A 24234-nucleotide genomic window follows, 5' to 3' on the forward strand; every position below is an offset into this window, starting at 1 on the left:
CGGTGTTTTTTTTTTGCCCGTTACAATGAATACTATCAGCGGCAATTCAGGAACCACGACGTTTATGCTCACCCGCTACTTTTCCAGTCATCGAAAGATACTGATCCTCAGTATCATTACCGGCCTGATTGCCGCCCTGCTCCTGGGTTCGTTGCAATTTCTCTGGAGCTACCACAAGCGGGAAATTCGATTCGATACGCTGATTAAGGATGTGAGCATCTACATGGATAGCTATTTTGACGAGCTAAAAGCCTCGATCGACGTGCTCCAGCCGCTCACGCTCAATAATTGCCATGACGTTAACGCGGAGCTAACCTCGCGCGCAGCCTTCAGCCTCAACGTGCGTGCCTTCCTGCTGGTCAGAGACAAAATGGCGTTCTGCTCGTCAGCCACAGGGCCAATGAATGCCCCGATGGAGGAGCTGATACCCGAGCTGCACATCAACAAGCAGGTTGATGTCGCGCTGCTCCCCGGCACCCCCATGCTGCCCAATAAACCCGCGATTGCCATCTGGTATCGTAACCCGCTCGTGAAAGACGGCGGCGTATTCACCTCAGTGAATCTTAACCTGACGCCGTACCTGCTTTATACCGCGCGTCAGGACGAGTTTGCGGGTATCGCGATTATCATCGGCGACAATGCGTTATCGACCAGGTCGAGCACCCTCGTCAGGGCGCAGGATTTACACGAGACGCCCGCGCGCACCGCGACGCTCAAAGACGTTCCTCTGACCATCAACCTGTACGCCGAGGAGTGGACGAGCGATGAGATACTTTACGCCCTGTTCTTCGGGCTGGTATGCGGGATTGCGGCAGGGTCGCTGAACTTCTACATCCTTACCACGCGCCTCAACCCGGGCAAAGAAATTCTGAGCGCCATCAAGCGCGGCCAGTTCTATGTGGTTTATCAGCCCGTTGTCGATGCCAAATCGCTCAGGATGACCGGGCTTGAAGTCCTGATGCGCTGGAAGCACCCGACCATGGGTGAGATCCCGCCGGACGCTTTTATCAATTTTGCCGAAGCGCAGAAGCTGATTGTCCCGCTGACGCTGCATCTTTTTGACCTGATTATTCACGATGCGCCAGTGTTACAGACCGTGCTGCCGCCGGGTGCGAAAGTGGGCATTAATATCGCGCCGGGGCATCTGCATGCGGAAAGCTTCAAAGACGATATGCGCACCTTCAAAGCCCTGCTACCGCCTGATTACTTCCAGATCGTACTGGAAATTACCGAGCGCGACATGCTTAACCATCGGGAAGCTAACAGCCTCTTCGAATGGCTGCATAACGAAGGGTTTGAAATTGCCATCGACGATTTCGGCACCGGCCACAGTGCGTTGATTTATCTTGAACATTTCACCATGGACTACCTGAAAATCGACCGTGGTTTCGTCAACGCCATTGGCACAGAAACCGTGACCTCCCCGGTGCTGGATGCCGTACTGACTCTGGCAAGACGACTGAATATGTCGACCGTTGCGGAAGGGGTGGAAACGCCGGAACAGGCGGCCTGGCTGCGCGAGCATGGGGTTAATTACCTGCAGGGGTACTGGATTAGCCGCCCGATGCCGCTGGAGCAGTTCCGCACGTGGCAAAATACGCTGTCGCCTGACGGTGAATAATTTCACATTGCCGGTGGCGTCACTTATTATTCAGCTTTACTGAGCCGGTCTGTAAAAGAGGGAGCCGCCGCGAGATGTTTATGCGCTTTATGTTGCTTTGGTTGGCAGTAGTGAGCCTGTCCAGCCAGGCGCAAACCATCAAAGAGAACATCGCGTTCGCCGTGATTGGCGAGCCCAAATACGCGGTCAATTTTACGCACTTCGATTACGTCAATCCTGCCGCCCCTAAGGGTGGAAAGGTCACGCTCTCGGCGACGGGAACGTTCGACAACTTTAACCGCTTCGCCCTGCGCGGGGTGGCCGCGGCGCGAACAGAATCGCTCTACGACACGCTTTTTGTGACGTCTGATGATGAGCCCGGCAGCTACTACCCGCTGATTGCCGATAACGTGCGCTACGCGGATAACTTCGCCTGGGCCGAAATTACCCTAAACCCCCGGGCCCGCTTTCACGACGGCACGCCGGTCAGGGCCAGCGACGTGGCCTTTACGTTTCATAAATTTATGACCGAAGGCGTTCCCCAGTTCCGCATTGTGTATAAAGGCACAACGGTGCGCGCCATTGCGCCGCTCACCGTACGCATCGAGCTGAGCGAACCGAACAAAGAGAATATGCTCAGCCTGTTCTCGCTGCCGGTTATGCCTGAATCGTTCTGGAAAAGCCATAAGTTAAGCGACCCGCTCTCCACGCCACCGCTGGCCGGCGGCCCTTACCGCATTACCGACTGGCGCATGGGGCAGTACGTGGTCTATTCCCGCGTGAAAGACTACTGGGCGGCTAACCTGCCGGTAAACCGCGGGCGCTGGAATTTCGACACCCTTCGCTATGACTACTACCTCGACGATAACGTGGCGTTTGAAGCCTTCAAGGCCGGCGCATTCGATTTACGCGTGGAGAGCAGCGCCAAAAACTGGGCGACCCGCTATATCGGCAAAAACTTCACGAAAGGCTACATCGTGAAAGACGAGCATAAAAACGAATCCGCCCAGGACACGCGCTGGCTGGCATTTAATATTCAGCGCCCGGTATTTACAGACCGCCGCGTTCGGGAAGCGATTTCCCTGGCCTTTGATTTTGAATGGATGAACAAAGCGCTTTTTTACGGGGCGTACAGCCGTGCGAACAGCTATTTCCAGAACACCGAATATGCCGCGCGGGATTACCCGAAAGCCGACGAACTGGTCCTGCTGGCGCCGCTGAAAGCGGACGTGCCGCCGGAGGTATTTACCACGGTGTTTCAGCCGCCCGCTTCAAAAGGGGACGGGTACGACCGCGACAATCTGCTGAAGGCCAGCAAGCTGCTGGATGAGGCAGGCTGGCAGCTGAAGAATCAGAAGCGCGTCGATGCGAAAACCGGCAAGCCTTTAAGCTTTGAACTGCTGCTCTCCTCCGGCGGCAACGATCAGTGGGTGCTGCCGTTTAAACACAACCTTGCGCGGCTGGGGATCACCATGAATATTCGTCAGGTTGATAACGCGCAGATCACCAACCGCATGCGCAGCCGTGATTACGACATGATGCAGCGCCTGTGGCCCGCGCAGCCGTGGCCCAGCTCGGACCTGCAAATCTCCTGGGCCTCCAGCTACATCGACTCGTCCTACAATGCGCCCGGGGTAAAAAGCCCGGCGATTGATGCCCTGATTGCAAAAATTGTGGCGGCGCAGGGCGATAAAGAAAAACTTCTGCCGCTCGGTCGCGCCCTCGACAGGGTCTTAACCTGGAACTACTACATGCTACCGATGTGGTATATGGGCGAAGACCGGCTTGCACGCTGGGACAAGTTCTCCGTGCCTGCCGTGCGCCCTGTCTATTCGCTGGGCTTTGACACCTGGTGGTATGACGTAAATAAAGCCGCCAGACTGCCCGCCGAGCGGCGATAAGGAATTATCATGGGTGCCTATTTAATACGCCGTCTTCTGCTGGTCATTCCCACGCTGTGGGCCATTATCACCATTAACTTTTTTATCGTGCAAATAGCTCCTGGCGGCCCGGTCGATCAGGCTATTGCCGCCATTGAGTTTGGCAATAGCGGCGGCATGCCCGGCGGCGGCGGAGAAGGCATGGGCGCGAGCCATGCGCGCACCGGCGTGGGGAATATCAGTGAAAGCCACTACCGCGGCGGGCGCGGGCTGGATCCTGAGGTGATCGCCGAGATCACCCATCGCTACGGCTTTGATAAGCCAATTCACGAGCGCTATTTCAAGATGCTCTGGGATTATATCCGCTTTGATTTTGGCGATAGCCTGTTCCGCAGTGCGTCCGTGTTAACGTTGATCAAGCAAAGCCTGCCGGTTTCGGTCACGCTGGGGCTGTGGGGGACGCTGATTATCTATCTGGTCTCTATACCGCTTGGGATCCGTAAAGCGGTGCATAACGGCAGCCGCTTCGATATCTGGAGCAGCACTTTTATCATCATCGGCTATGCTATTCCGGCGTTTTTGTTTGCCGTCCTGCTGATCGTCTTTTTTGCCGGGGGCAGCTACTTCGACATCTTCCCGCTGCGGGGGCTGGTCTCCGCCGATTTCAGCACGCTGCCGTGGTACCAGAAAATCACCGACTATCTCTGGCATATCACGCTGCCGGTTCTGGCAACGGTGATCGGCGGGTTTGCCGCCCTGACCATGTTGACCAAAAACGCGTTTCTCGATGAAATTCGCAAGCAGTATGTCGTGACCGCCCGCGCCAAAGGGGTCAGCGAGAAGCAAATTATGTGGAAACACGTCTTCCGCAACGCCATGCTGCTGGTGATTGCCGGGTTTCCGGCCACGTTCATCAGCATGTTTTTTACCGGCTCGCTGCTGATTGAGGTGATGTTCTCGCTTAACGGTCTCGGCCTGCTGGGCTACGAAGCCACCGTGTCGCGCGATTATCCGGTAATGTTTGGCACGCTCTATATTTTCACCCTGATTGGCCTGCTGCTGAATATCGTCAGTGATATCAGCTATACGCTGGTCGATCCCCGAATTGATTTTGAGGGCCGCTGATGCCGCGTTTAAGCCCCGTTAACCAGGCCCGCTGGGCCCGTTTTCGCCATAACCGCCGCGGCTACTGGTCGCTGTGGATTTTTGCCGTCCTGTTTGTCCTGAGCATGTGTTCGGAGCTGATCGCCAACGACAAACCGTTGCTGGTGCACTTTAACGACCGCTGGTATGTGCCGGTACTGGCTAACTACAGTGAAAGCGACTTCGGCGGCCCGTTTGCGACGCCGGCGGAGTATCAGGATCCGTGGCTGCGCCAGCAGATCGAACAGCACGGCTGGGCCCTTTGGGCGCCGGTGCGCTTTGGTGCCAACAGCATTAACTTCGCGACCACGACCCCCTTCCCTTCTCCGCCCTCTGCGCAAAACTGGCTGGGGACGGACGCTAACGGCGGCGACGTGCTGGCGCGCATTCTCTACGGTACGCGGATTTCTATTCTCTTTGGGCTGATGCTGACGATCTTCTCCAGCGTAATGGGCGTGGTGGCCGGCGCCGTTCAGGGCTACTACGGCGGGAAAATTGACCTGTGGGGTCAGCGTATCATCGAAGTCTGGTCTGGTATGCCAACGCTGTTTCTGATTATCCTGCTTTCCAGCGTGGTGCAGCCGAGCTTCTGGTGGCTGCTGGGCATCACCGTTCTGTTTGGCTGGATGGCGCTGGTAGGCGTGGTGCGGGCAGAGTTTCTGCGCACCCGTAATTTCGACTATATCCGCGCCGCGCAGGCGCTTGGAGTGAGCGACCGGGGAATCATCTTCCGCCATATGCTGCCTAACGCCGTTGTAGCAACGCTCACCTTCCTGCCGTTTATTCTGTGCAGCTCCATCACCACCCTCACCTCGCTGGACTTTCTGGGCTTCGGCCTGCCGCTGGGGTCGCCGTCGCTCGGCGAACTGCTGCTGCAGGGCAAGAACAACCTGCAGGCTCCGTGGCTGGGCATCACCGCCTTTCTTTCCGTGGCCGTGCTGCTTTCGCTGCTGATTTTTATCGGCGAAGCCGTACGCGATGCCTTCGATCCCAACAAGGCGGTATAAGATGACGCAGCCTCTTCTCAGTATTGATAACCTGTCGATTGCCTTCTCAAAGCAGGGCGAGACGCGGACCGTAGTCACTGACCTGTCGCTGCAGATCCAGCGCGGTGAAACGCTGGCGCTGGTGGGTGAATCCGGCTCAGGCAAGAGCGTTTCGGCGCTCTCCATCCTGCGTCTGCTGCCTTCTCCGCCGGTGAGCTACCCGCAAGGGGATATTCTGTTTCACGGCACTTCGCTGCTGCACGCGGATGAGCAAACCCTGCGCGGGATCCGCGGCAATAAAATCGCCATGATCTTCCAGGAGCCGATGGTCTCTCTCAACCCGCTGCATACCCTGGAAAAACAGCTCTATGAAGTGCTCTCTCTGCACCGGGGCATGCGCAAAGAGGCCGCGCGGGGCGAAATGCTGGATTGTCTGGAACGGACAGGCATACGCAACGCGGCCAAACGGCTGAATGATTTTCCGCACCAGCTCTCCGGCGGCGAACGCCAGCGGGTGATGATCGCCATGGCCCTGCTCACCCGGCCAGAGCTGCTGATTGCCGACGAGCCGACGACGGCGCTGGACGTAACGGTGCAGGCGCAAATTCTGACGCTGCTGCGGGAGCTGCGTGACGAGCTGAACATGAGCCTGCTGTTTATCACGCACAACCTGAGCATCGTGAAAAAGCTGGCCGACAGCGTTGCGGTAATGCAAAACGGACGCTGCGTTGAACAGAATATCGCATCCACGCTGCTGAACGCCCCGCAGCACCCCTATACGCAGCGCCTGCTCGACAGCGAGCCTTCCGGCGACCCGGTGCCACTCGCGGCAGACAGCACACCGCTGCTGCGCGTTGATGATTTATCCGTCTCGTTCCCGATCCGCAAAGGCATTCTGCGGCGCATCGTCGACCAGAATCCGGTCCTGAAAAATATCCGCTTCTCGCTGCGTCCGGGTGAATCCCTGGGGCTGGTAGGCGAATCCGGTTCGGGTAAAAGCACTACCGGTCTGGCACTGCTGCGCTTAATTGCCTCAGAGGGCGAGATCCTGTTTGACGATATGCCGCTGCACCGCTGGAACCGTCGCCAGATGCTGCCCGTGCGGCCCCGCATGCAGGTGGTGTTTCAGGATCCCAACTCCTCGCTTAACCCGCGCCTCAGCGTATTGCAGATTATCGAAGAGGGCCTGCGCGTTCATCAGCCTCAGCTGAGCGCGCAACAGCGGGAACAGGAGGTGATGCGGGTCATGGCTGAAGTGGGCTTAGATCCCGAGACCCGCCACCGCTACCCTGCGGAATTTTCCGGCGGACAGCGCCAGCGCATCGCCATTGCCCGCGCGCTGATCCTGAAACCGGAGCTGATTATTCTGGATGAACCGACCTCGTCGCTGGACAGAACCGTTCAGGCGCAGATTCTTGCGTTGTTGAAAGGGCTACAGGAAAAGCACCGGCTGGCCTATATTTTTATCAGCCACGATCTGCAGGTGGTTCGGGCGCTGTGCCATCAGGTGATTGTGCTACGACAGGGTGAGGTGGTCGAACAGGGGGATTGCCAGCGCGTATTTACTGCGCCAACGCAGAGCTACACGCGCCAGCTGCTCGCGGCAGACTAGCGCTTAAAACGGATACTGGCCGGAGAAAGGCTCAGCAATTGCAACGCCAAAGTTTTTCAGACGGCAGGTCGCGGCGAATTCGTCCTGGCTTTTCACAAACAGGCACGGCTCCCCTTCGCACTCCAGTACGGAGCTGTCCACTTCGATATCCGTCAAAGCCTGGCTGAGACGCTCCATCACCCGCCACGCATTTTCATCGCTCGGGCTCAGCAGCTTGAGCGCAACCAGGCAATTCTCACAGCCCGCGACGCTTTGCGGAATCGGTTCAACTTTCGAACCTGCAAAACCCGCCGACCAGCGGTAGCTCTGGGGCAAGCGATGGACAATGGAGAGTTGTAATGTATTCACGTTCGTTCCCCGGAAGCAAAATTTACTTCACAATTTATTTACATTTATAGTAACACATCATCGCCAACCTGCACTATTCAGCGCTTTTTTATCGGTATCGAGGCTCGCGTCGGCGCTATATGTACCCGTTTCTGCGATCTAACTCAACCTTTTTGAATACAATGATGTGACTTTTTACATAAATAGATTTTACATAAAATAAACAAACACGGGATAAACGAACGCGGGTTTGGTTGATGTGTATCAACAAAAAAGGCCCTTCCGGGCCTTCTCTGTGGTTAGCGAGCCGCTTTTCGCGGCCGACTGGCGTAAAGACAGAAGAGAACGGAGCTGGTTGCGCAAAATGCCATCGCCCACAGCATGGGCCAGGCCGTGCTGAAGGTTGCCATAGACAGTAACGCCCCGACGATGGCGCCAATCCCGAAGCGGAAGGTTCCCGCCAGTGACGATGCGGTCCCCGCCATGTGCGGAAACTCATCGAGGATCACCGCCATCGCATTGGACGAGATCATCGACACGCAGCCGACAAACGCCGCAACGCCGATCACCAGCGCCCAGAACCCCACGCCCAGGAACGCGCTCACCACCAGCCAGACCGCCATCACAAACTGAATCCACAGCCCGGCGCGGAACATGTTCAGCGCGCCCACCCGCCGGACAAAGCGACTGTTAATGATGGTCAGGACAAACAGGAAGACGATATTGAGCGCAAAATAATAGCCAAAGTGCTGTGGCGAAACGTGGTTCAGTTCGATATAGACAAACGGCCCGGCGCTCAGGAAGGAGAACATTCCGGCAAAGCTGAACCCGCTCGCCAGCATGTAACTCAGCACCCGCTTGTGGCGAAACAGCGAGGCAAAGTTACCTATCGTAGTTCGAATATGAAATTTCTGGCGGCGCTCGACGGGCAGCGTTTCATCAATAAAGAAGAAAATCATCGCCGAAGCCAGCAGTGCGGCCAGGGCCAGGATCCAGAAAATCGCATGCCAGCTAAACCACACCAGCACCGCACCACCGGCCATCGGGGCCACCAGCGGCGCAATCGTCGTCACCAGCATGACAAACGACATCATGCGGGAGAACTCTTCCTTCGGGTAGATATCGCGCATCAGGGCGTTGATCACCACGCTCGCAGCGGCAGCGGCCAGCCCGTGCAGGAAGCGCATGGCGATCAGCTGATCGATACTCTGCGCCAGCGCACAGGCGACCGCAGCGGCCGCAAAGACCAGCGTCCCGCCCAGAATCACCGGTTTGCGACCAAGGCTGTCGGCCATTGGGCCGTATAAAAGCTGTCCGAGAGCGAAACCGAGAATATAGGTGCTGAGCGTCATCTGAGCGCTGCCTGCCGGTACGCCAAACTGCGCGGAAATCACCGGCAGCGCAGGCAGATACATGTCGATAGACAGCGGCATCAGCATCGCCAGCAGGCCAAGAATGAAGACAATTTTGAACGACGAGTGTGGCCTGGTGGTCACAGAGTTCTCCTGAAATTAATGCGAAGGCAGACCGACGCTGGCAATCTCTTCTTCCGTTAACGGACGGTATTCGCCTGGCGCAAGGTCGGGATCGAGCGCGATCGCACCGATGCGTTCACGGTGCAGGCCCACAACGAGGTTCCCCACCGCGGCAAACATACGTTTAACCTGATGGTAACGCCCTTCGCTGATGGTCAGACGGACCTCTGTCGGGGTGATGACTTCAAGCACCGCCGGTTTAGTCAGATCTTTTTCATTATGCAGCTGCACGCCTTTCGCGAAGTGCTCTGCCGTGTCATCAGCAACCGGCGACTCCAGCGTGACCAGATAGGTTTTCTCACAGTGGTGACGCGGGGAAGTAATGCGATGCGACCACTGCCCGTCGTCGGTCATCAGCACCAGACCGGTGGTGTCGATATCGAGGCGACCCGCAGCGTGCAGCTTGTGCGCCACCGGTTCGTCGAGGAAATAGAGCACCGTCGGATGATCCGGATCGTCCGTTGAGCAGACGTAGCCTTCCGGCTTGTTGAGCATGAAATAGCGCGGACCGTGCTGCTGGGTCAGCGGATTGCCGTCGTACTCCACCTGATGGTCAGGTTGCAGTTTGAACGCGCTGTCTCTCACAATGTCGCCATCCACGGTAACGCGGCTGGCGCGTATCTCGCGCCCGGCAATAGCGCGGCTTACGCCGAGTTGCTGAGCGATAAACTTATCAAGTCGCATGAAATCTTTTTAGCCTTAATGGTGCTGGAAGTCGGACCGTGCGTCCGAAAAAGAAGCAGTCTGGAACGGTTCAGTATAATGGTCTGGTTGCGCCACTCAAGGGAAAAAGTTTCGTGGCATACTATATGCGGATTAACGAAACCGAGACCCCATGACTTTTACACTTCGTCCCTATCAGCAGGAAGCCGTTGACGCCACCCTCGCCTGGTTCCGCAAACACCGGGAACCGGCGGCCATTGTCCTCCCGACCGGTGCAGGCAAGAGCCTGGTTATTGCCGAGCTGGCCCGCCTGGCGCGCGGTCGCGTGCTGGTGCTGGCGCACGTCAAAGAGCTGGTTGCGCAAAACCATGCTAAGTATTGTGCGCTGGGACTGGAAGCCGATATTTTCGCAGCCGGTCTAAAGCGCAAAGAGAGCCACGGCAAAGTGGTTTTCGGCAGCGTACAGTCCGTGGCCCGCAACCTGGATCTGTTCCGCAGCGAGTTTTCGCTGCTAATTGTCGACGAGTGTCACCGCATCAGCGATGACGACGACAGCCAGTATCAGCAAATCCTCACTCACCTGAAAGAGGTGAACCCTCACTTACGCCTGCTCGGCCTGACGGCAACCCCGTTTCGCCTGGGCAAAGGCTGGATCTATCGCTTTCATTATCACGGCATGGTGCGCGGCGACGAGAAAGCGCTGTTCAGCGACTGTATCTATGAACTTCCGCTGCGCTACATGATTAAGCACGGCTACCTGACGCCGCCCGAGCGGCTGGATATGCCGGTGGTGCAGTATGATTTCAGCCGGTTACAGGCGCAGAGCAACGGCTTGTTCAGCGAAGCTGACCTCAATCAGGAGCTGAAAAAGCAGAAGCGCATAACTCCGCATATCATTAGCCAGATCGAAGAATTTGCACAGACGCGCAAAGGGGTAATGATTTTCGCCGCCACCGTTGAGCACGCTCGCGAAATTACCGGATTGCTGCCCGCAAACGACGCGGCGCTGATCACCGGCGAAACGCCCGGTCCGGAGCGCGACAGGCTGATTGAAGCCTTCAAAGCGCAGCAGTTCCGTTATCTGGTCAACGTCTCTGTCTTGACTACCGGTTTCGATGCACCGCACGTCGATCTAATCGCCATTCTGCGCCCAACCGAATCCGTCAGCCTGTATCAGCAGATTGTCGGCCGTGGCCTGCGCCTGGCGCCGGGCAAAACCGACTGTCTGATCCTCGATTACGCGGGTAACCCGCACGATCTCTACTCCCCCGAAGTGGGCACGCCGAAAGGCAAAAGCGACAACGTGCCGGTGCAGGTGTTTTGCCCGGCCTGCGGCTTTGCCAACACATTCTGGGGAAAAACCACCGCCGACGGCACGCTGATTGAACACTTTGGCCGCCGCTGTCAGGGCTGGTTTGAAGATGATGAGGGACATCGCGAGCAGTGCGATTTCCGCTTCCGCTTCAAAAACTGCCCGCAGTGCAACGCCGAAAATGACATCGCCGCCCGCCGCTGCCGCGAGTGCGACACGGTGCTGGTCGACCCGGACGACATGCTGAAAGCGGCGCTGAAGCTGAAAGATGCGCTGGTGCTGCGCTGCTCCGGCATGGCGCTGCAGCCCGGCGCGGATGAAAAAGGCGAATGGCTGAAAATCACCTATTACGACGAGGATGGCGCTGACGTCAGCGAACGGTTCAGGGTTCAGACGCCTGCCCAGCGCACGGCATTTGAGCAGCTGTTTATCCGCCCGCATACCCGTACGCCTGGCGTGCCGCTGCGCTGGATAACCGTAGCGGATATCGTTCATCAGCAGGTGCTGCTGCGCCACCCCGACTTCGTAGTCGCCCGCAAGAAAGGCCAGTTCTGGCAGGTTCGCGAGAAGGTCTTTGACTATGAAGGCCGCTATCGTCGGGCAAATGAATTGCGCGGTTAGCGGACTTTTCATTGATGTGCGCGGCATTTGAGTATAAAATGCCGCCCGCTTCACATCCGTGAGGCAGAACACTCACCTGCTGCTGGGTCGCCTGTAGTAGGGTTTTAAATACAGAGAGAAATCAATGTTCACTATCGAAGCAGAAGTACGTAACGTGCAGGGTAAGGGTGCGAGCCGCCGCCTGCGTACCGCTAACAAGTTCCCGGCTATCGTTTACGGTGGCGAAGCTGCTCCAGTTGCTATCGAACTGGATCACGACAAAGTATGGAACATGCAGAACAAAGCTGAGTTCTACAGCGAAGTTCTGACCATCGTTGTTGGCGGTAAAGAAGAAAAAGTGAAAGTTCAGGCTGTTCAGCGTCACGCGTTCAAGCCAAAACTGACTCACATCGACTTCGTTCGCGCGTAATCGCAAACCAGTCGAAAAAAAACCCCGCAGCTGCGGGGTTTTTTTATGCCTGTTATTTACCGCCAGAGGTGCGGCGCTGAAGCTGATCGCGCAGGTTCGGCGGCGTGCCTTTGATGGTCAGGGTGTCGGTGGCCGGATCCCAGAAAATGCGTTCACCTAACAGCATGGCGTCAAAGTTGAGGGTTAACCCACCGCCGCTGCCGGCAAATTTGGTTAACTGGCGCAGCGTGCTGCGATCCGCCGGGAAGCTCTCCTCAAGCTCATAGCCTTTCTCAGCGGTGAATTCCTGGAAGCTCACTTCGCTGACGCCAGCCAGCTCTTTTGACAGGGACTCCAGCTCAATCTCTTCCCCCGCCTGCAGCTGCTCGTTGCAGTAGCTGTAAACCTGCTGACGTACGGTCTGGCGTTCAGATTTATCGAGCTGCGCTTCAGCCGTGAAGTCATCAACAGCCTGCAGCAGCCCTTTGTTCTGCGCTTTGGCGTTCAGGCCTTCACTGGCACCGAGGAAGTCCATAAAGAAATCCGCCACTTTACGGCCCACGCGCCCCTTCAGGAAGGTCAGGTAGCGGGTCGACTCCGGGTTAGTTTCCCACTCGGTCAAATCAATACGCGCCACAATATCCGCATGGTTGATATCCAGATAGTGCGTTGAGCTGATGTCCAGCTGCTCGTTCACGCGCATGCTGCTTAAGTTGTTCAGCACGCTGACCAGCAGGTATTCGACCGCCAGATAACGATAGTGGCAGAACAGGACGATGCCGCCGTCGGCGAAGGGATATTTCGCCAGCTCGTCGCGCAGACGCCCGGTTGCGGCGCGGCTAAACGCCAGGAAATCCTCTTCGCCCTGACGCTGCAGGCGCAGGCTATCGGCCAGCTCACTCTCTTCGCTGAACAGACCATAGGCTTTATTTTTGGCGCTGTAAACGCGATGCAGCTCTGCCATCATTTCCACAACGGTTGCCGTGGGTTCCAGTAATGAATCGCGTAGCACCACTTCAAGGGTTTGCTCATCACGCTTGATAAGCTGGTGCAAGGCAATCTGGTTGATTTCCAGACTCATGATAAACTCTCCTTTTAGACCGGGCGGTATTCAACCACCACCAGGACATGTGTGCAACAACAGATAAAAAAGGGGAAAAAAAGCTGTTGCTACGGTAATATGTTGCCCTTTCATCAACAAACTGATTTTGATTTATGCCACAACATTCCCGCTACAGTGATGAACACGTTGAACAACTGCTCAGTGAGCTGGTCAACGTACTGGAAAAACATAAAACGCCGACCGATCTCTCCCTGATGGTTTTGGGAAATATGGTCACCAACCTTATCAACACCAGCGTTGCTCCGGCTCAGCGTCAGGCGATCGCCAACTCTTTCGCCCAGGCATTAAAGTCATCCGTCAGCAACGACCAGGCCCATTAAGGGAAACGAACAACAGTTTATGGTGACGAATCGTCAGCGCTACCGTGAAAAAGTCTCCCAGATGGTCAGCTGGGGACACTGGTTTGCCCTGTTCAACATTCTGCTAGCGACGGTAATTGGCTGTCGTTATCTGTTTGTCGCAGACTGGCCTACAACGCTAACCGGGCGTGTCTACTCCTGGATAAGCGTTGTCGGCCACTTTAGCTTTTTGGTATTCGCCACCTATCTGCTGATCCTGTTTCCTCTGACGTTTATCGTCATGTCGCAGCGCCTGATGCGGTTCTTGTCCGCCATCCTTGCGACGGTGGGGATGACGCTGCTGCTTATCGACAGTGAAGTGTTCACCCGCTTCCACCTGCATCTCAACCCTATTGTCTGGGAACTGGTGATAAACCCGGACCAGAACGAAACGGCCCGCGACTGGCAGCTGATGTTCATCAGCGTCCCGGTGATCCTGTTGATTGAGATGCTGTTTGCCACCTGGAGCTGGCAAAAGCTCCGCAGCCTGACCCGACGCCGTCATTACGCGAAGCCTGTGGCCGCGCTCTTTTTCGTCTCATTTATCAGTTCGCACATTATGTATATCTGGGCGGATGCGAACTTCTATCGCCCTATTACCATGCAGCGCGCTAACCTGCCGCTCTCTTATCCAATGACGGCCCGTCGTTTCCTTGAGAAGCATGGCCTGCTCGATGCCCAGGAGTATCAGCGCCGTCTGGTCGAACAGGGTAATCCGGAAGCGGTTAGCGTGCAGTATCCGCTGAGCGATCTGCGCTATCGCGATATGGGTCGCGGGCAAAACGTCCTGCTGATCACCGTTGATGGCCTGAACTATTCCCGTTACGAGAAGCAGATGCCTGCGCTGGCCGATTTCGCGAGTCAAAACGTGTCGTTTACCCAGCATATGAGTTCCGGTAACTCAACCGATGCGGGTATCTTTGGCCTGTTCTATGGCATTTCTGCCGGATATATGGACGGCGTGCTGTCTGCGCGCATTCCTGCGGCGCTGATCACCGGGCTTAATCAACAGGGTTATCAGTTAGGGCTGTTCTCATCGGACGGCTTCAACAGTTCACTGTACCGCCAGGCGCTGCTCTCTGATTTCTCCCTGCCTGCCGCGCAGAGCCAGTCTGATGCCCAGACCGCAAACCAGTGGATAAACTGGCTGCAGCGCTACGCGCAGGAAGATAACCGCTGGTTCTCGTGGGTGGCCTTTAACGGCACAACGCTTAACGACAGCAACCAGGCAGGCTTTGCGCGCCGCTACGGCCGCGCGGCCGGCGATGTTGACGCACAGATTGGCCGCGTGCTTGACGCGCTACGTGAATCAGGCAAGCTTGATAACACCGTCGTGATCGTGACCGCGGGGCATGGGGTACCGTTAGGCGACGAGACGAAGAGCATGAGCTGGTCACGTCCGAACCTGCACGTTCCGCTGGTGATCCACTGGCCGGGAACGCCGGCGCAGCGCATCAATATGCTCACAGAACATAAAGATGTCATGACGACCCTGATGCAGCGCCTGCTGCATGTCAGCACGCCAGCAAACGAGTATTCTCAGGGGCAGGATCTCTTCAGCGCGGTACGACGTCATAACTGGGTGACGGCAGCAGACCGTAACACGCTGGTGGTGACCACGCCGAAGCTGACGCTGGTGCTGAACAGCAACGGGAACTATCAGACCTATAATCTGCAGGGTGAACGGCTGAAGGACCAGAAGCCGCAGCTGAGTCTGCTGCTGCAGGTTCTGACGGATGAGAAGCGTTTTATCGCTAACTGATTAATTATAAACCAGTTAGCGACAGATTCCCTTGCATTCGAAACGGAATCGAGTAGTATCTTTTTATGCGTCGGCACGTAGCGCAGCCTGGTAGCGCACCGTCATGGGGTGTCGGGGGTCGGAGGTTCAAATCCTCTCGTGCCGACCAAAAACACATTGAAAACCAGCCTCTTACGGCTGGTTTTTTATTTCGCCTCGTCCGGTGTTTTACCCAGATAGATCAGAGTCGCCAGACAAATCACCGCTCCGGCGCAAAACGTATACGGTGCTCCAAAGGTTTCCCAGATTGCCCCGGCTCCCAGGCTGGCGATTAACAATCCCGCGCCGCTGACCAGGCTAAATATACCGTAGGCGGTACCGCGCAGATCCGCAGGAGCCGTTTTCGCAACCATTGCCGCCAGTAGCCCCTGCGTCATCCCCATATGAACACCCCACAGCGCGACGCCTAACACAATGCCCGTCCAGTGGGTGCTAAGCGCCAGCACAATGTCTGCCCCAATCAGAACCACCAGCCCCCACTGCAGCAGCCGGGTGTGGCTCATCGTGTCGGACAACTTGCCAAACGGATATGCCGAGAGAAAATAAAGCAGATTCATGGCCACCATCACCAGCGGGATCAGCGCCAGCGGCACCCCCGACTGCTGTGCGCGAAGCACGAGAAATGCTTCACTGAAACGCGCGAGCGTGAAGATGGCACCCAGGCCAATAACCCACCAGCAGCCTTTCCCGAGGCGTCTGAGGTTCTCTTTTTTGATGGGATTTGTTCGCTTATGTTCGACAGGGGTTTTCGGCTCATGCAGACCGAAAAAAAGCAGTGCAACGGCGAGGACGCCGGGGATCACCGCCACCCAAAAAATAGTGCGAAAATCATCATTCCACAGCAGCATTAAGCCGACGGCCAGCAGCGGCCCGAGAAATGCGCCGATAGTGTCCATCGACTGACGCAGACCAAAGGCCGCACCACGGAGTTCCGGTGGCGTAACGTCAGCGACCAGCGCATCACGCGGCGCCCCCCGGATTCCCTTCCCTACCCGGTCAATCAAGCGTGCCCCAAGAATCATGCCGGAGGAAGAGGCTATAGCGAACAATGGCTTACTCACCGCGCCAAGACCGTATCCCAGTACCGCCAGCCCTTTACGCTTGCCCAGGTAGTCACTGATTGCCCCGGAAAAAACTTTGATAAACAGCGCGGTGGCTTCAGCCAGGCCTTCAATCAAACCAATAAAAAGCACGCTGGCACCCAGCGTTGTGACCATAAACAACGGGAGCAGACTGTGAATGATCTCAGAGGAGATATCCATCAACATACTGACCCCACCCACAACCCAGACGCCTTTCGGGATCCGGCTGAGCGTTGCAAACCGGGATAACATTGAGCCTCTCCTGCTTTATGGCGAACAAGCTTATGCGGAACAGAATATCCTGGAAAAGAGAATAAAAATTATCAGGCATAAAAAAAGCCAGCCCGCAGGCTGGCTTCTTATAGCAGATAAATGCTTAGTGCTTATCACGTCCGCCCAGGAAGAAAATGCCCAACGGGATGGCCAGCAGAACGGTGAAGACAAGGCTGTAAACGAAGATCATCGCCGACTGCAGCACATACATGCTGGTAGTCCAGGCGGAGAGAGGAATGTTGTACTGTTCGATGACGCCAACAATGGTGGCCCGCCCGACGCACGCGGCAGCAATCATAAACACGACCAGCAGCGCCAGGAGGAACTTGCGGCCTTCAGGTGTTTTCAGTTTTGCACGAACCATCTCTCTTCCCTTTCACAGATGAATAACATAATAGAGGGTCTAAAATAACACGAACGCCCGCCACACTCCACACCAGTACAAATACCTGCAAAAATGGGTAATACCAGGTTTATTACGCTACACATAATGAAAATGTAAGTAAATCACACTAATCATTCATACGCGTTATGTTAGTCTGTGCAGGACCGTTTTGACATAAAGGAATGACAATGAAAAACGCACCTAAATTTGCCATCGCGCTTCTCGCCGCCGCGTGCGTCAGCACCAGCGCTTTCGCCAGCGACGCCCAAAAAGCGCAGCCGCTGGAAAAAGTTGCCCCCTATCCGCAAGCGGAAAAAGGCATGAAGCGTCAGGTGATTCAGCTGCCGGTTCAGCAGGACGAAGCGAATTACAAAGTGGAACTGTTAATTGGCAAGACGCTGGAAGTGGACTGCAATCAGCACCGTCTTGGCGGTCAGCTGGAAAGCAAAACCCTGGAAGGCTGGGGTTACGACTATTACGTCTTTGATAAAGTCACCTCTCCGGTTTCCACCATGATGGCCTGCCCTGACGGCAAGAAAGAGAAGAAATTTGTGACGGCCTATCTGGGCGACAACAGCCTGCTGCGCTACAACAGCAAGTTGCCGATCGTGGTGTATACGCCTGAAAACGTGGAAGTGAAATATCGCGTCTGGAAGGCAGATGAGACTGTCGGTCAAGCCGTAGTACGTTGAATATAAGTCGGGTGGCGGCTTCGCCTTACCCGACCCCTCTCCCACCGGGAGAGGGAGAAAACACTAAAAACGGTAACGAATGTTACCGTTTTGCTTTTACCTTACAGCGCGATATCGGCAACCGGTTTGTTTTCCGGCTGAGGCTTCAGCTCCGCTTTTGGCGCAGCATCCGCAGCCTGCGGCTTCACGTACTGCAACTGCAATACGCGGCTGGTGTATTCCAGCTCCTGCTCCGTCGCATCCACGTTACCGTTCAGCTTCGTGCCGTACGATGGAATAATGGTTTTCAGCTTCGCCTGCCATTCCGGGCTGGCAACTTTGTCTTTAAACACTTTTTCCATCAGGTGCAGCATGATTGGCGCAGCGGTAGACGCACCCGGTGACGCGCCCAGCAGCGCGGCAATCGTGCCATCCTTATCGCTCACCACTTCGGTACCCAGACGCAGTACGCCGCCCTCTTTCGGATCGCGCTTGATGATCTGGACACGCTGACCCGCCTGCCACAGACGCCAGTCTTCTTTCTTCGCCTGCGGATAGTACTCTTTCAGCGCCTCGAAGCGTTCGTCGTCAGAGAGCATCACCTGGCTGATCAGGTATTTTACCAGGTCGAAGTTATCCAGACCCACGTCCATCATCGGCTTGACGTTAGAGGTGGTGGTTGCGCTCAGCAGATCCCACAGGGAGCCGTTTTTCAGGAACTTGGTGGAGAAGGTCGCGAACGGTCCGAACAGCACCACGCGTTTACCGTCCAGCATACGGGTGTCAATGTGCGGTACGGACATCGGTGGCGCACCTACGGAAGCCTGACCGTACACTTTTGCCAGATGACGATTCACCACTTCCGGGTTCTCGGATACCAGGAACTGGCCGCCGACCGGGAAGCCCGCGTAGTCGTCAGCTTCAGGAATACCGGACTCCTGCAGCAGCTTCAGCGCCGCGCCGCCCGCACCGATGAAGACAAACTTGGCCTTAATGACGTGCTCGGCTTCATTGTTTTTCAGATCGGCAACCGTCACGCTCCAGCTGTTGTCCGCATTGCGCTTAAAGCCGCGCACTTCGGTGCTGAGCTGCAGGTTGAAGTTCTCTTTTTTCTTCAGGGACGCCACCAGCTGACGGGTAATTTCACCGTAGTTCACGTCGGTCCCGATTTCGGTACGGGTCGCCGCCACTTTTTGGTTTGGATCGCGACCTTCCATGACCAGCGGGGCCCACTCTTTGATCTGCGCGTGGTCTTCGGAGTATTTCATCCCGCGGAACAGGGTGCTCTGCTGCAGCGCAGCGTAACGCGCGCGCAGGAAATTCACGTTCTGCTCGCCCCACACAAAGCTCATGTGCGGTACGGTGTTGATGAAGGAGTGCGGGTCGTGCATCACGCCGCTGTTGACCTGGTGAGACCAGAACTGGCGCGAGATCTGGAATGCTTCGTTGATCTCTACCGCCTTCTCGATACTAATGGAACCGTCCTTTTTCTGCGGCGTATAGTTCAGTTCCATGAGTGCCGAATGACCGGTACCGGCGTTATTCCAGCCGTTCGAACTCTCCTGCGCCACGCCATCGAGGCGCTCGACCATGGTCATGGACCAGTCCGGCTGCAGTTCCTGCAGATAGGTTCCCAGCGTGGCGCTCATGATACCGCCACCAATTAAAAGGACGTCCGTTTCCTGCTCTTTTGGTGCGTCTGCTTTCGCTGCCATCGAGACGGCGCTGAGCCCAACGGCCAGAGAAAAGAGCATGGCAGTCATTTTTTTCATAATTTATGCCTTAGTGTAAAAGTGCTTGATGCGTGGAAAGTGCAGGTGAAAAAAGCTGCGTGGGCACGGTAACAACTTTTAAATATTGTTTAAAGGTTACGAAATTATTGTAATTGTGAAATTTAATGATGGATTGTTTGTAGGGGATTGCGGGGCGCAGCTGGCAATAGAGGGAATTTATGGCTACTATGCTGCACTTTGTGATCGCGCGCACGGAAGCCTGCCCTAACCAGCGAACTGTTATGTCCTTACCCCATTCTGCTGTATCCCCCGAAGACCGCGTAGCCAACGTACTGCGTTCCCCTAAGCAGCTGACGCGTGAAACGCTGGCGGGCGTTATTACCGCCCTGGCCCTGATCCCGGAAGTGATCTCTTTTTCCGTAGTCGCAGGCGTTGACCCAAAAGTCAGCCTGATCGCCTCCGTAGTGCTGTGCCTTGTTCTCTCCGTGTTGGGAGGTCGTCCGGCGATGGTCACGGCAGCCGCCGGTTCCGTAGCGCTGGTCATTGGCCCAATGGTGCATCAGCACGGCGTACAGTACATTCTTCCCGCCGTGCTGATGGCTGGCGTGATACAAATTCTGTTCGGCGTGCTAGGCATGGCAAGACTCATGCGCTTTATTCCCCAGTCGGTCATGACGGGGTTTGTTAACGCCCTGGGTATTCTGATCTTCTTCGCTCAGGTGCCGCATTTCTGGAGCCGAAGCCCGCTGATTGTGGGCCTGTTCGTGCTGACGCTGCTGATCGTGCTGTGGGTGCCGCGCTATATCAAAAGCATCCCTTCCCCGCTGATTGCGATCGTGCTGTTAACCTTGTTCACCGTTTCAACCGGCCAGGTCCTGCCGACCGTGGGCGATGAAGGCTCCATGAGCGGCGGTTTGCCGGGGTTTACCGAGCTGCTGGTACCGCTTAACGTACAGACGCTGAGCATCATCTGGCCGTGCGCCTTGAGTATTGCCTTCGTCGGTCTGCTGGAATCCCTGCTAACGGCAAAGCTGGTGGATGAACTGACCGTAACGCCATCGAGCAAACGCCGCGAGAGCATCGGGCTGGGCGTCGGCAATATTCTGGCCGGTTTTTACGGCGGCATTGCGGGCTGCGCGATGATCGGACAAACCATCGTTAACGTGGAGATGGGGAAAGGGCGAAGCCGTATTTCAACCCTTGCGGCGGGCATCGTGCTGCTGATCCTGGTGACGGCACTCAGTGAAGTCATGGCGAAAATCCCGATGGCGGTGCTGGCGGGGATTATGGCGATCGTCGCCGTCAAAACCTTCAGCTGGCACAGCCTTCAGCCCGCCACGATAAAAAATGCCCCGATTGCCGAAACGGTGGTGATGCTGGTGACCGTTGCCGCAACGGTTTCAACTGGCAACCTGGCGATTGGCGTACTGGGCGGGATTATCGTCATGGCACTAATCCCCGCCCGGATTAAGCGTCGGGTTAAAGCAGAAAAACCGTTGCCAGCCCAAGAAAAATAAAGAAACCGCCGGTATCGGTGATGGCGGTGATCATCACGCTCGACCCCACCGCGGGGTCGCGCCCCAGTTTGGTCATCGTCAGCGGGATAATAACGCCCATCATCGATGCCACCAGTAAATTCAGCACCATCGCCAGCATCATCACCCCGCCTAAGGCCATATCGTCATACAGCCACCAGGTGATGCCGCCCATAATGCCGCCCCACACCAGGCCGTTGATCAGCGCCACGCCCATCTCTCTGAAGATCAGAAAGGCAAAATTACCGGGCTGAATATTTTCCAGCGCCAGCGCGCGGACGATCATGGTGATGGTCTGGTTTCCGGTGTTGCCGCCAATCCCGGCCACAATCGGCATCAGCGAGGCCAGCGCCACCAGCTGCGAAATGGTGTGTTCAAAGCCGTCAATCACGCGGGAGGCGATAAAGGCGGTACACAGGTTAATAGCCAGCCACGCCCAGCGGGTTTTTACCGCCTTGCCGACGGAGGCATGGACGTCATCTTCGGCGCTGATCCCCCCGAGCGCGCGCAGGTCGTTGTCGGTTTCTTCGTAGACCACATCAACGATCTCATCAATGGTCAGACGCCCCATCAGCTTGCCAACGGAGTCTACGACCGCCGCACTCACAAGGTCATCACGTTCAAAGGTACGCGCCGCTTTTTCCGCGTCGTCTTCCGGGGAGAAGACCATCGGCTCGTTTTCCATCACCTCACTCACCTTCCGCTGGGTGCTGTTGAGCAGGATGGTTTTCAGCTCCAGCTCGCCGAGCAGGGTTTTGTCCCGCGAGGTAACAAACAGTTTATCGGTGTTATCCGGCATCCTGCCCAGGCGGCGCAGGTAGCGCTGCACGGTACCCAGCGTGACGTCCGGACGTACCGTGATAACGCCAAACTCCATGATCGCGCCAACGCTGTTTTTCTCGTAGTGCATCACCTGGCGCACGCGCGCGCGTTCATCGGCGGGCAGAGACGCCAGCAGGCGACCGGTCAGGTTACGCGGCAGGTGCTGTACAAGGTAAATCTGCTCGTCGATATCCAGGGTTTGCAGGGCGTCGAGGATGTCCCGGTCGCTCATCTCGTCGATCAGGTCGTCCCAGACGTTTTCCGAGGCTTCAAGCAGGACCTGGCCGCGCTCGTGATCCTGCACCAGACGCCACAGAGCGTGACGTTCTTCCGAGGGAAGCGCCTCAAGGGTATCCGCCAGATCCGGCGGGGGTAAATGAGCAACCAGCGCACCTACCTCAGCAATATCGTCGGCTAAGGTGCCGACATCATATTGCTCAGCCAGGGTCAGTTTGCCTAATAGCGTAGAAGTGACCGCTTTATCGGTCGTGAGAAGCCAGATGAGTCGCGCACGCTCCTGGTCACGCTGCCTGGCGCTGTTTTTCTTTAATACCGACATCAATCATAAATCCATTAAATGAGTTGGGGTTAAGCATAGCGCGGGGATATGTAAATAAGAATAAACAACGGGCCGAGGTGGAGAAAAAAGCGTCATTACAGCCACGATCTATCCCCTCTCCCTGTGGGAGAGGGTTAGGGTGAGGGCATCAGGCCGTACGCGCCACCGCGTCACGCGAGGCCGCATCGCGCTCTTCACCGGTCAGCTCGCTCAGCTTGCCGTCACGCATCTCCAGCAGACGGTCGGCATGAATGAAGTAGTGATCGTCGTGGCTGATGGCGAAAATGGTCTTGCCCATCTCCTGCATCAGCGGCAGCAGCACCTGATAAAACTCGCGGCGGAAATGCGGATCCTGATCCGCCGCCCACTCATCCAGCAGGATGATGTCACGCTCTTCCGCCAACGCCAGCAGCAGCGCCACGCGCTTCTTCTGCCCCTTGGAGAGCTTGAGGTTGAGGATTTTTCCGTCCTGAAGCTCCAGCTTGTGCGCCATCTGCAGCTGCGTCAGCCATTTTTCAACCAGCTCAGGATTGGCCTGCTGCCCTTCCGGCCCCAGCAGCCGGTCAAACAGCCAGACATCGGTGAACACCGCCGAGAAAAGCTTGCGGTAATCCTCGGGCTTCTCTGCACTCAGCGCCTTACCGTCCAGCAGGATTTCGCCCGACTGCGGCTGGTAAAGTCCGGTGAGCAACATCGCCAGCGTGGATTTTCCGCTGCCGTTGCCGCCGATGAGAAACAGCAGTTCACCGCGGTGAATCGTCAGGTTAACTGGCCCCACGGAGAAGGCGTTGTCCTGATAGCGGAACATCACGTCGCGCAGCTCCAGGGTCTGCCAGTTCGGGAAGGCCTGCGGGCGCGGGAATTCGGCTTTGAACGGCGCGAGATCGAATTTTTTGAGCTTATTAAACGCCACCTGCGCGCTGAGTAACGTAGGCAGTGCGCCAACGGCCGAGAGCAGCGGCGTACGTAAAAACAGCAGCGTCAGCGAGTAGGTCGCCGCCACGTTGGTATCCGCCCAGCCCAGGCTGTTCGCCATCCAGAACACCAGGCCAATGGCACCCAGCATCATAATGTTGGACCAGTTCACGGCGCTCAGGTGGAAGGTATCGGCGCGAATGATGTGGTGCCGGTATTCACGCGCGTCCGGAATATAAAGTTGATTGAAAATATGCTCGGCGCGCTCGCGGTTGAGAGTCAGCTCTTTGCGCCCTTCCAGCACCGTCTGATAATCGTTATAGAGCTTATCTTCCGTTTCGCGCAGGACCGCCATGTGCTTATAGACGCGCGACACCAGCATAAAGCCGCCCCAGATGGTGATGGCAATCCACAGGGCGGTCACCGCCAGCATTTTAGTAGAGAGCCAGGCGAGATAGGCGGCAGAGCCAAAGGTCAGGATGATCCCCTGCACCAGCTCCGGCAGGCGGACAAACGCGATGGTAATGGCGCGCACGTCGCTGGTCAGCCCTGCCAGCAGGGAGGCGCTACCGAGCTGCTCCACGCGCTCAACCTGCGTGTCGAGGATCCGCTTGATGAACTCGCTGCGCAGGCGGAAAACGAAATGGTGCCCAAGCGCGGTCAGCGCCAGCTGAGAACCAAGCGTAACCGCCATCAACAGCAGCAGCAGGCCGAGAAACTCTGGCAGTACCGAGAGTGAGGTATCAACCATTTCGATCAGCCGCACGTTTATAAACGCGATCAGGCCAATACCCAGCGCGGCGCTGGCAAGGCTTAACGCCATTACGGCAATGAAGGGCCAGCGGTACTGACGCCAGACAAGAAGAAGTAGTTGCATGCAGGCAATCCGGACAATAAAAATCAGCCAGCAGTGTAAACTGCCCTGCGCGG

General features: G+C 56.5%; 20 protein-coding genes and 1 tRNA gene. 12 read left to right on the top strand and 9 right to left on the bottom strand.

Going from position 1 to position 24234, the window contains the following annotated elements:
- The first annotated feature begins 64 nt into the window (after positions 1–64).
- The 5 genes from AB8818_RS18585 to yejF all read left to right on the top strand — a co-directional run bounded on the left by AB8818_RS18585 (position 65) and on the right by yejF (position 7221).
- Positions 65–1621 (top strand): cyclic di-GMP phosphodiesterase, encoded by a 1557-nt coding sequence (locus tag AB8818_RS18585; protein ID WP_163330249.1) that lies wholly within the window; start codon positions 65–67, stop codon positions 1619–1621.
- Between the two features lie 74 nt (positions 1622–1695).
- On the top strand, positions 1696–3501 hold the full coding sequence (locus tag AB8818_RS18590) for an extracellular solute-binding protein (RefSeq protein WP_116338659.1): 1806 nt from the start codon (positions 1696–1698) through the stop codon (positions 3499–3501).
- A 9-nt stretch (positions 3502–3510) separates the two neighbouring features.
- Positions 3511–4605: a microcin C ABC transporter permease YejB gene (locus AB8818_RS18595; RefSeq protein WP_116338657.1), complete on the top strand. Its 1095-nt coding sequence runs from the start codon at positions 3511–3513 to the stop codon at positions 4603–4605.
- Complete coding sequence (locus AB8818_RS18600) at positions 4605–5630, top strand: ABC transporter permease (protein WP_116338655.1); 1026 nt, start codon at positions 4605–4607, stop codon at positions 5628–5630. Before AB8818_RS18595 ends, AB8818_RS18600 begins: the two co-directional genes overlap by 1 nt.
- A 1-nt stretch (position 5631) precedes the next feature.
- Positions 5632–7221: a microcin C ABC transporter ATP-binding protein YejF gene (gene yejF, locus AB8818_RS18605; RefSeq protein WP_166711836.1), complete on the top strand. Its 1590-nt coding sequence runs from the start codon at positions 5632–5634 to the stop codon at positions 7219–7221.
- A 3-nt stretch (positions 7222–7224) separates the two neighbouring features.
- On the opposite strand, the gene AB8818_RS18610 is transcribed toward yejF, so the two are convergent.
- The 3 genes from AB8818_RS18610 to rsuA all read right to left on the bottom strand — a co-directional run bounded on the left by AB8818_RS18610 (position 7225) and on the right by rsuA (position 9767).
- A complete protein-coding gene (locus AB8818_RS18610; protein ID WP_028013883.1) occupies positions 7225–7569 on the bottom strand; it encodes a YejG family protein in 345 nt (114 codons plus the stop codon).
- Between the two features lie 278 nt (positions 7570–7847).
- Positions 7848–9044: a Bcr/CflA family multidrug efflux MFS transporter gene (locus tag AB8818_RS18615; RefSeq protein WP_163330252.1), complete on the bottom strand. Its 1197-nt coding sequence runs from the start codon at positions 9042–9044 to the stop codon at positions 7848–7850.
- Positions 9045–9059: 15 nt separating this feature from the next.
- Complete coding sequence (gene rsuA / locus AB8818_RS18620) at positions 9060–9767, bottom strand: 16S rRNA pseudouridine(516) synthase RsuA (RefSeq protein ID WP_192983147.1); 708 nt, start codon at positions 9765–9767, stop codon at positions 9060–9062.
- Positions 9768–9918: 151 nt separating this feature from the next.
- On the opposite strand from rsuA, the gene AB8818_RS18625 reads away from it, so the two are divergent.
- Both AB8818_RS18625 and rplY read left to right on the top strand, forming a co-directional pair.
- On the top strand, positions 9919–11679 hold the full coding sequence (locus tag AB8818_RS18625) for a DEAD/DEAH box helicase (RefSeq protein WP_192983150.1): 1761 nt from the start codon (positions 9919–9921) through the stop codon (positions 11677–11679).
- Positions 11680–11803: 124 nt separating this feature from the next.
- Positions 11804–12088, top strand: a complete 285-nt coding sequence (gene rplY, locus AB8818_RS18630; RefSeq protein ID WP_061097582.1) for a 50S ribosomal protein L25 — start codon at positions 11804–11806, stop codon at positions 12086–12088.
- A 52-nt stretch (positions 12089–12140) separates the two neighbouring features.
- Here the strand turns inward: rplY and yejK are convergent, their stop codons facing one another.
- A complete protein-coding gene (gene yejK / locus AB8818_RS18635; protein WP_116338645.1) occupies positions 12141–13148 on the bottom strand; it encodes a nucleoid-associated protein YejK in 1008 nt (335 codons plus the stop codon).
- Between the two features lie 134 nt (positions 13149–13282).
- Between yejK and AB8818_RS18640 the strand changes: the two genes are divergently transcribed.
- From AB8818_RS18640 to AB8818_RS18650, 3 genes are all read left to right on the top strand, one after another.
- Complete coding sequence (locus tag AB8818_RS18640) at positions 13283–13510, top strand: YejL family protein (RefSeq protein ID WP_116338643.1); 228 nt, start codon at positions 13283–13285, stop codon at positions 13508–13510.
- A gap of 19 nt (positions 13511–13529) precedes the next feature.
- Positions 13530–15290, top strand: a complete 1761-nt coding sequence (gene yejM, locus AB8818_RS18645; RefSeq protein ID WP_316379360.1) for an LPS biosynthesis-modulating metalloenzyme YejM — start codon at positions 13530–13532, stop codon at positions 15288–15290.
- A gap of 71 nt (positions 15291–15361) precedes the next feature.
- Positions 15362–15438, top strand: a tRNA-Pro gene (locus AB8818_RS18650).
- Positions 15439–15475: 37 nt separating this feature from the next.
- Here the strand turns inward: AB8818_RS18650 and AB8818_RS18655 are convergent.
- Together AB8818_RS18655 and AB8818_RS18660 are read right to left on the bottom strand one after the other, a co-directional pair.
- Positions 15476–16663, bottom strand: coding sequence for an MFS transporter (locus AB8818_RS18655; protein WP_192983156.1), 1188 nt, complete (start codon positions 16661–16663; stop codon positions 15476–15478).
- A 124-nt stretch (positions 16664–16787) separates the two neighbouring features.
- Positions 16788–17048, bottom strand: coding sequence for a DUF2534 family protein (locus tag AB8818_RS18660; protein ID WP_010433451.1), 261 nt, complete (start codon positions 17046–17048; stop codon positions 16788–16790).
- A gap of 209 nt (positions 17049–17257) precedes the next feature.
- On the opposite strand from AB8818_RS18660, the gene eco reads away from it, so the two are divergent.
- Positions 17258–17761, top strand: a complete 504-nt coding sequence (gene eco, locus AB8818_RS18665) for a serine protease inhibitor ecotin (RefSeq protein WP_116338638.1) — start codon at positions 17258–17260, stop codon at positions 17759–17761.
- 101 nt (positions 17762–17862) lie between these two features.
- Here eco and mqo read toward each other — a convergent pair whose 3' ends face one another.
- Complete coding sequence (mqo, locus tag AB8818_RS18670; RefSeq protein ID WP_116338636.1) at positions 17863–19512, bottom strand: malate dehydrogenase (quinone); 1650 nt, start codon at positions 19510–19512, stop codon at positions 17863–17865.
- Between the two features lie 188 nt (positions 19513–19700).
- Between mqo and AB8818_RS18675 the strand changes: the two genes are divergently transcribed.
- On the top strand, positions 19701–20990 hold the full coding sequence (locus tag AB8818_RS18675; RefSeq protein WP_192983204.1) for a SulP family inorganic anion transporter: 1290 nt from the start codon (positions 19701–19703) through the stop codon (positions 20988–20990).
- Here AB8818_RS18675 and mgtE read toward each other — a convergent pair.
- Together mgtE and AB8818_RS18685 are read right to left on the bottom strand one after the other, a co-directional pair.
- The gene (mgtE, locus tag AB8818_RS18680) at positions 20953–22389 is read right to left on the bottom strand and encodes a magnesium transporter (protein ID WP_116338632.1); all 1437 of its coding nucleotides are present in this window, start codon (positions 22387–22389) and stop codon (positions 20953–20955) included. The two genes, AB8818_RS18675 and mgtE, sit on opposite strands and share 38 nt — an antisense overlap.
- Before the next feature lie 148 nt (positions 22390–22537).
- On the bottom strand, positions 22538–24181 hold the full coding sequence (locus AB8818_RS18685; RefSeq protein WP_163330255.1) for a multidrug ABC transporter permease/ATP-binding protein: 1644 nt from the start codon (positions 24179–24181) through the stop codon (positions 22538–22540).
- Positions 24182–24234: the final 53 nt, after the last annotated feature.

Source organism: Enterobacter sp. KB-280D8, assembly GCF_041399405.1.
Classification (GTDB): Bacteria; Pseudomonadota; Gammaproteobacteria; order Enterobacterales; family Enterobacteriaceae; genus Enterobacter; species Enterobacter cloacae_N.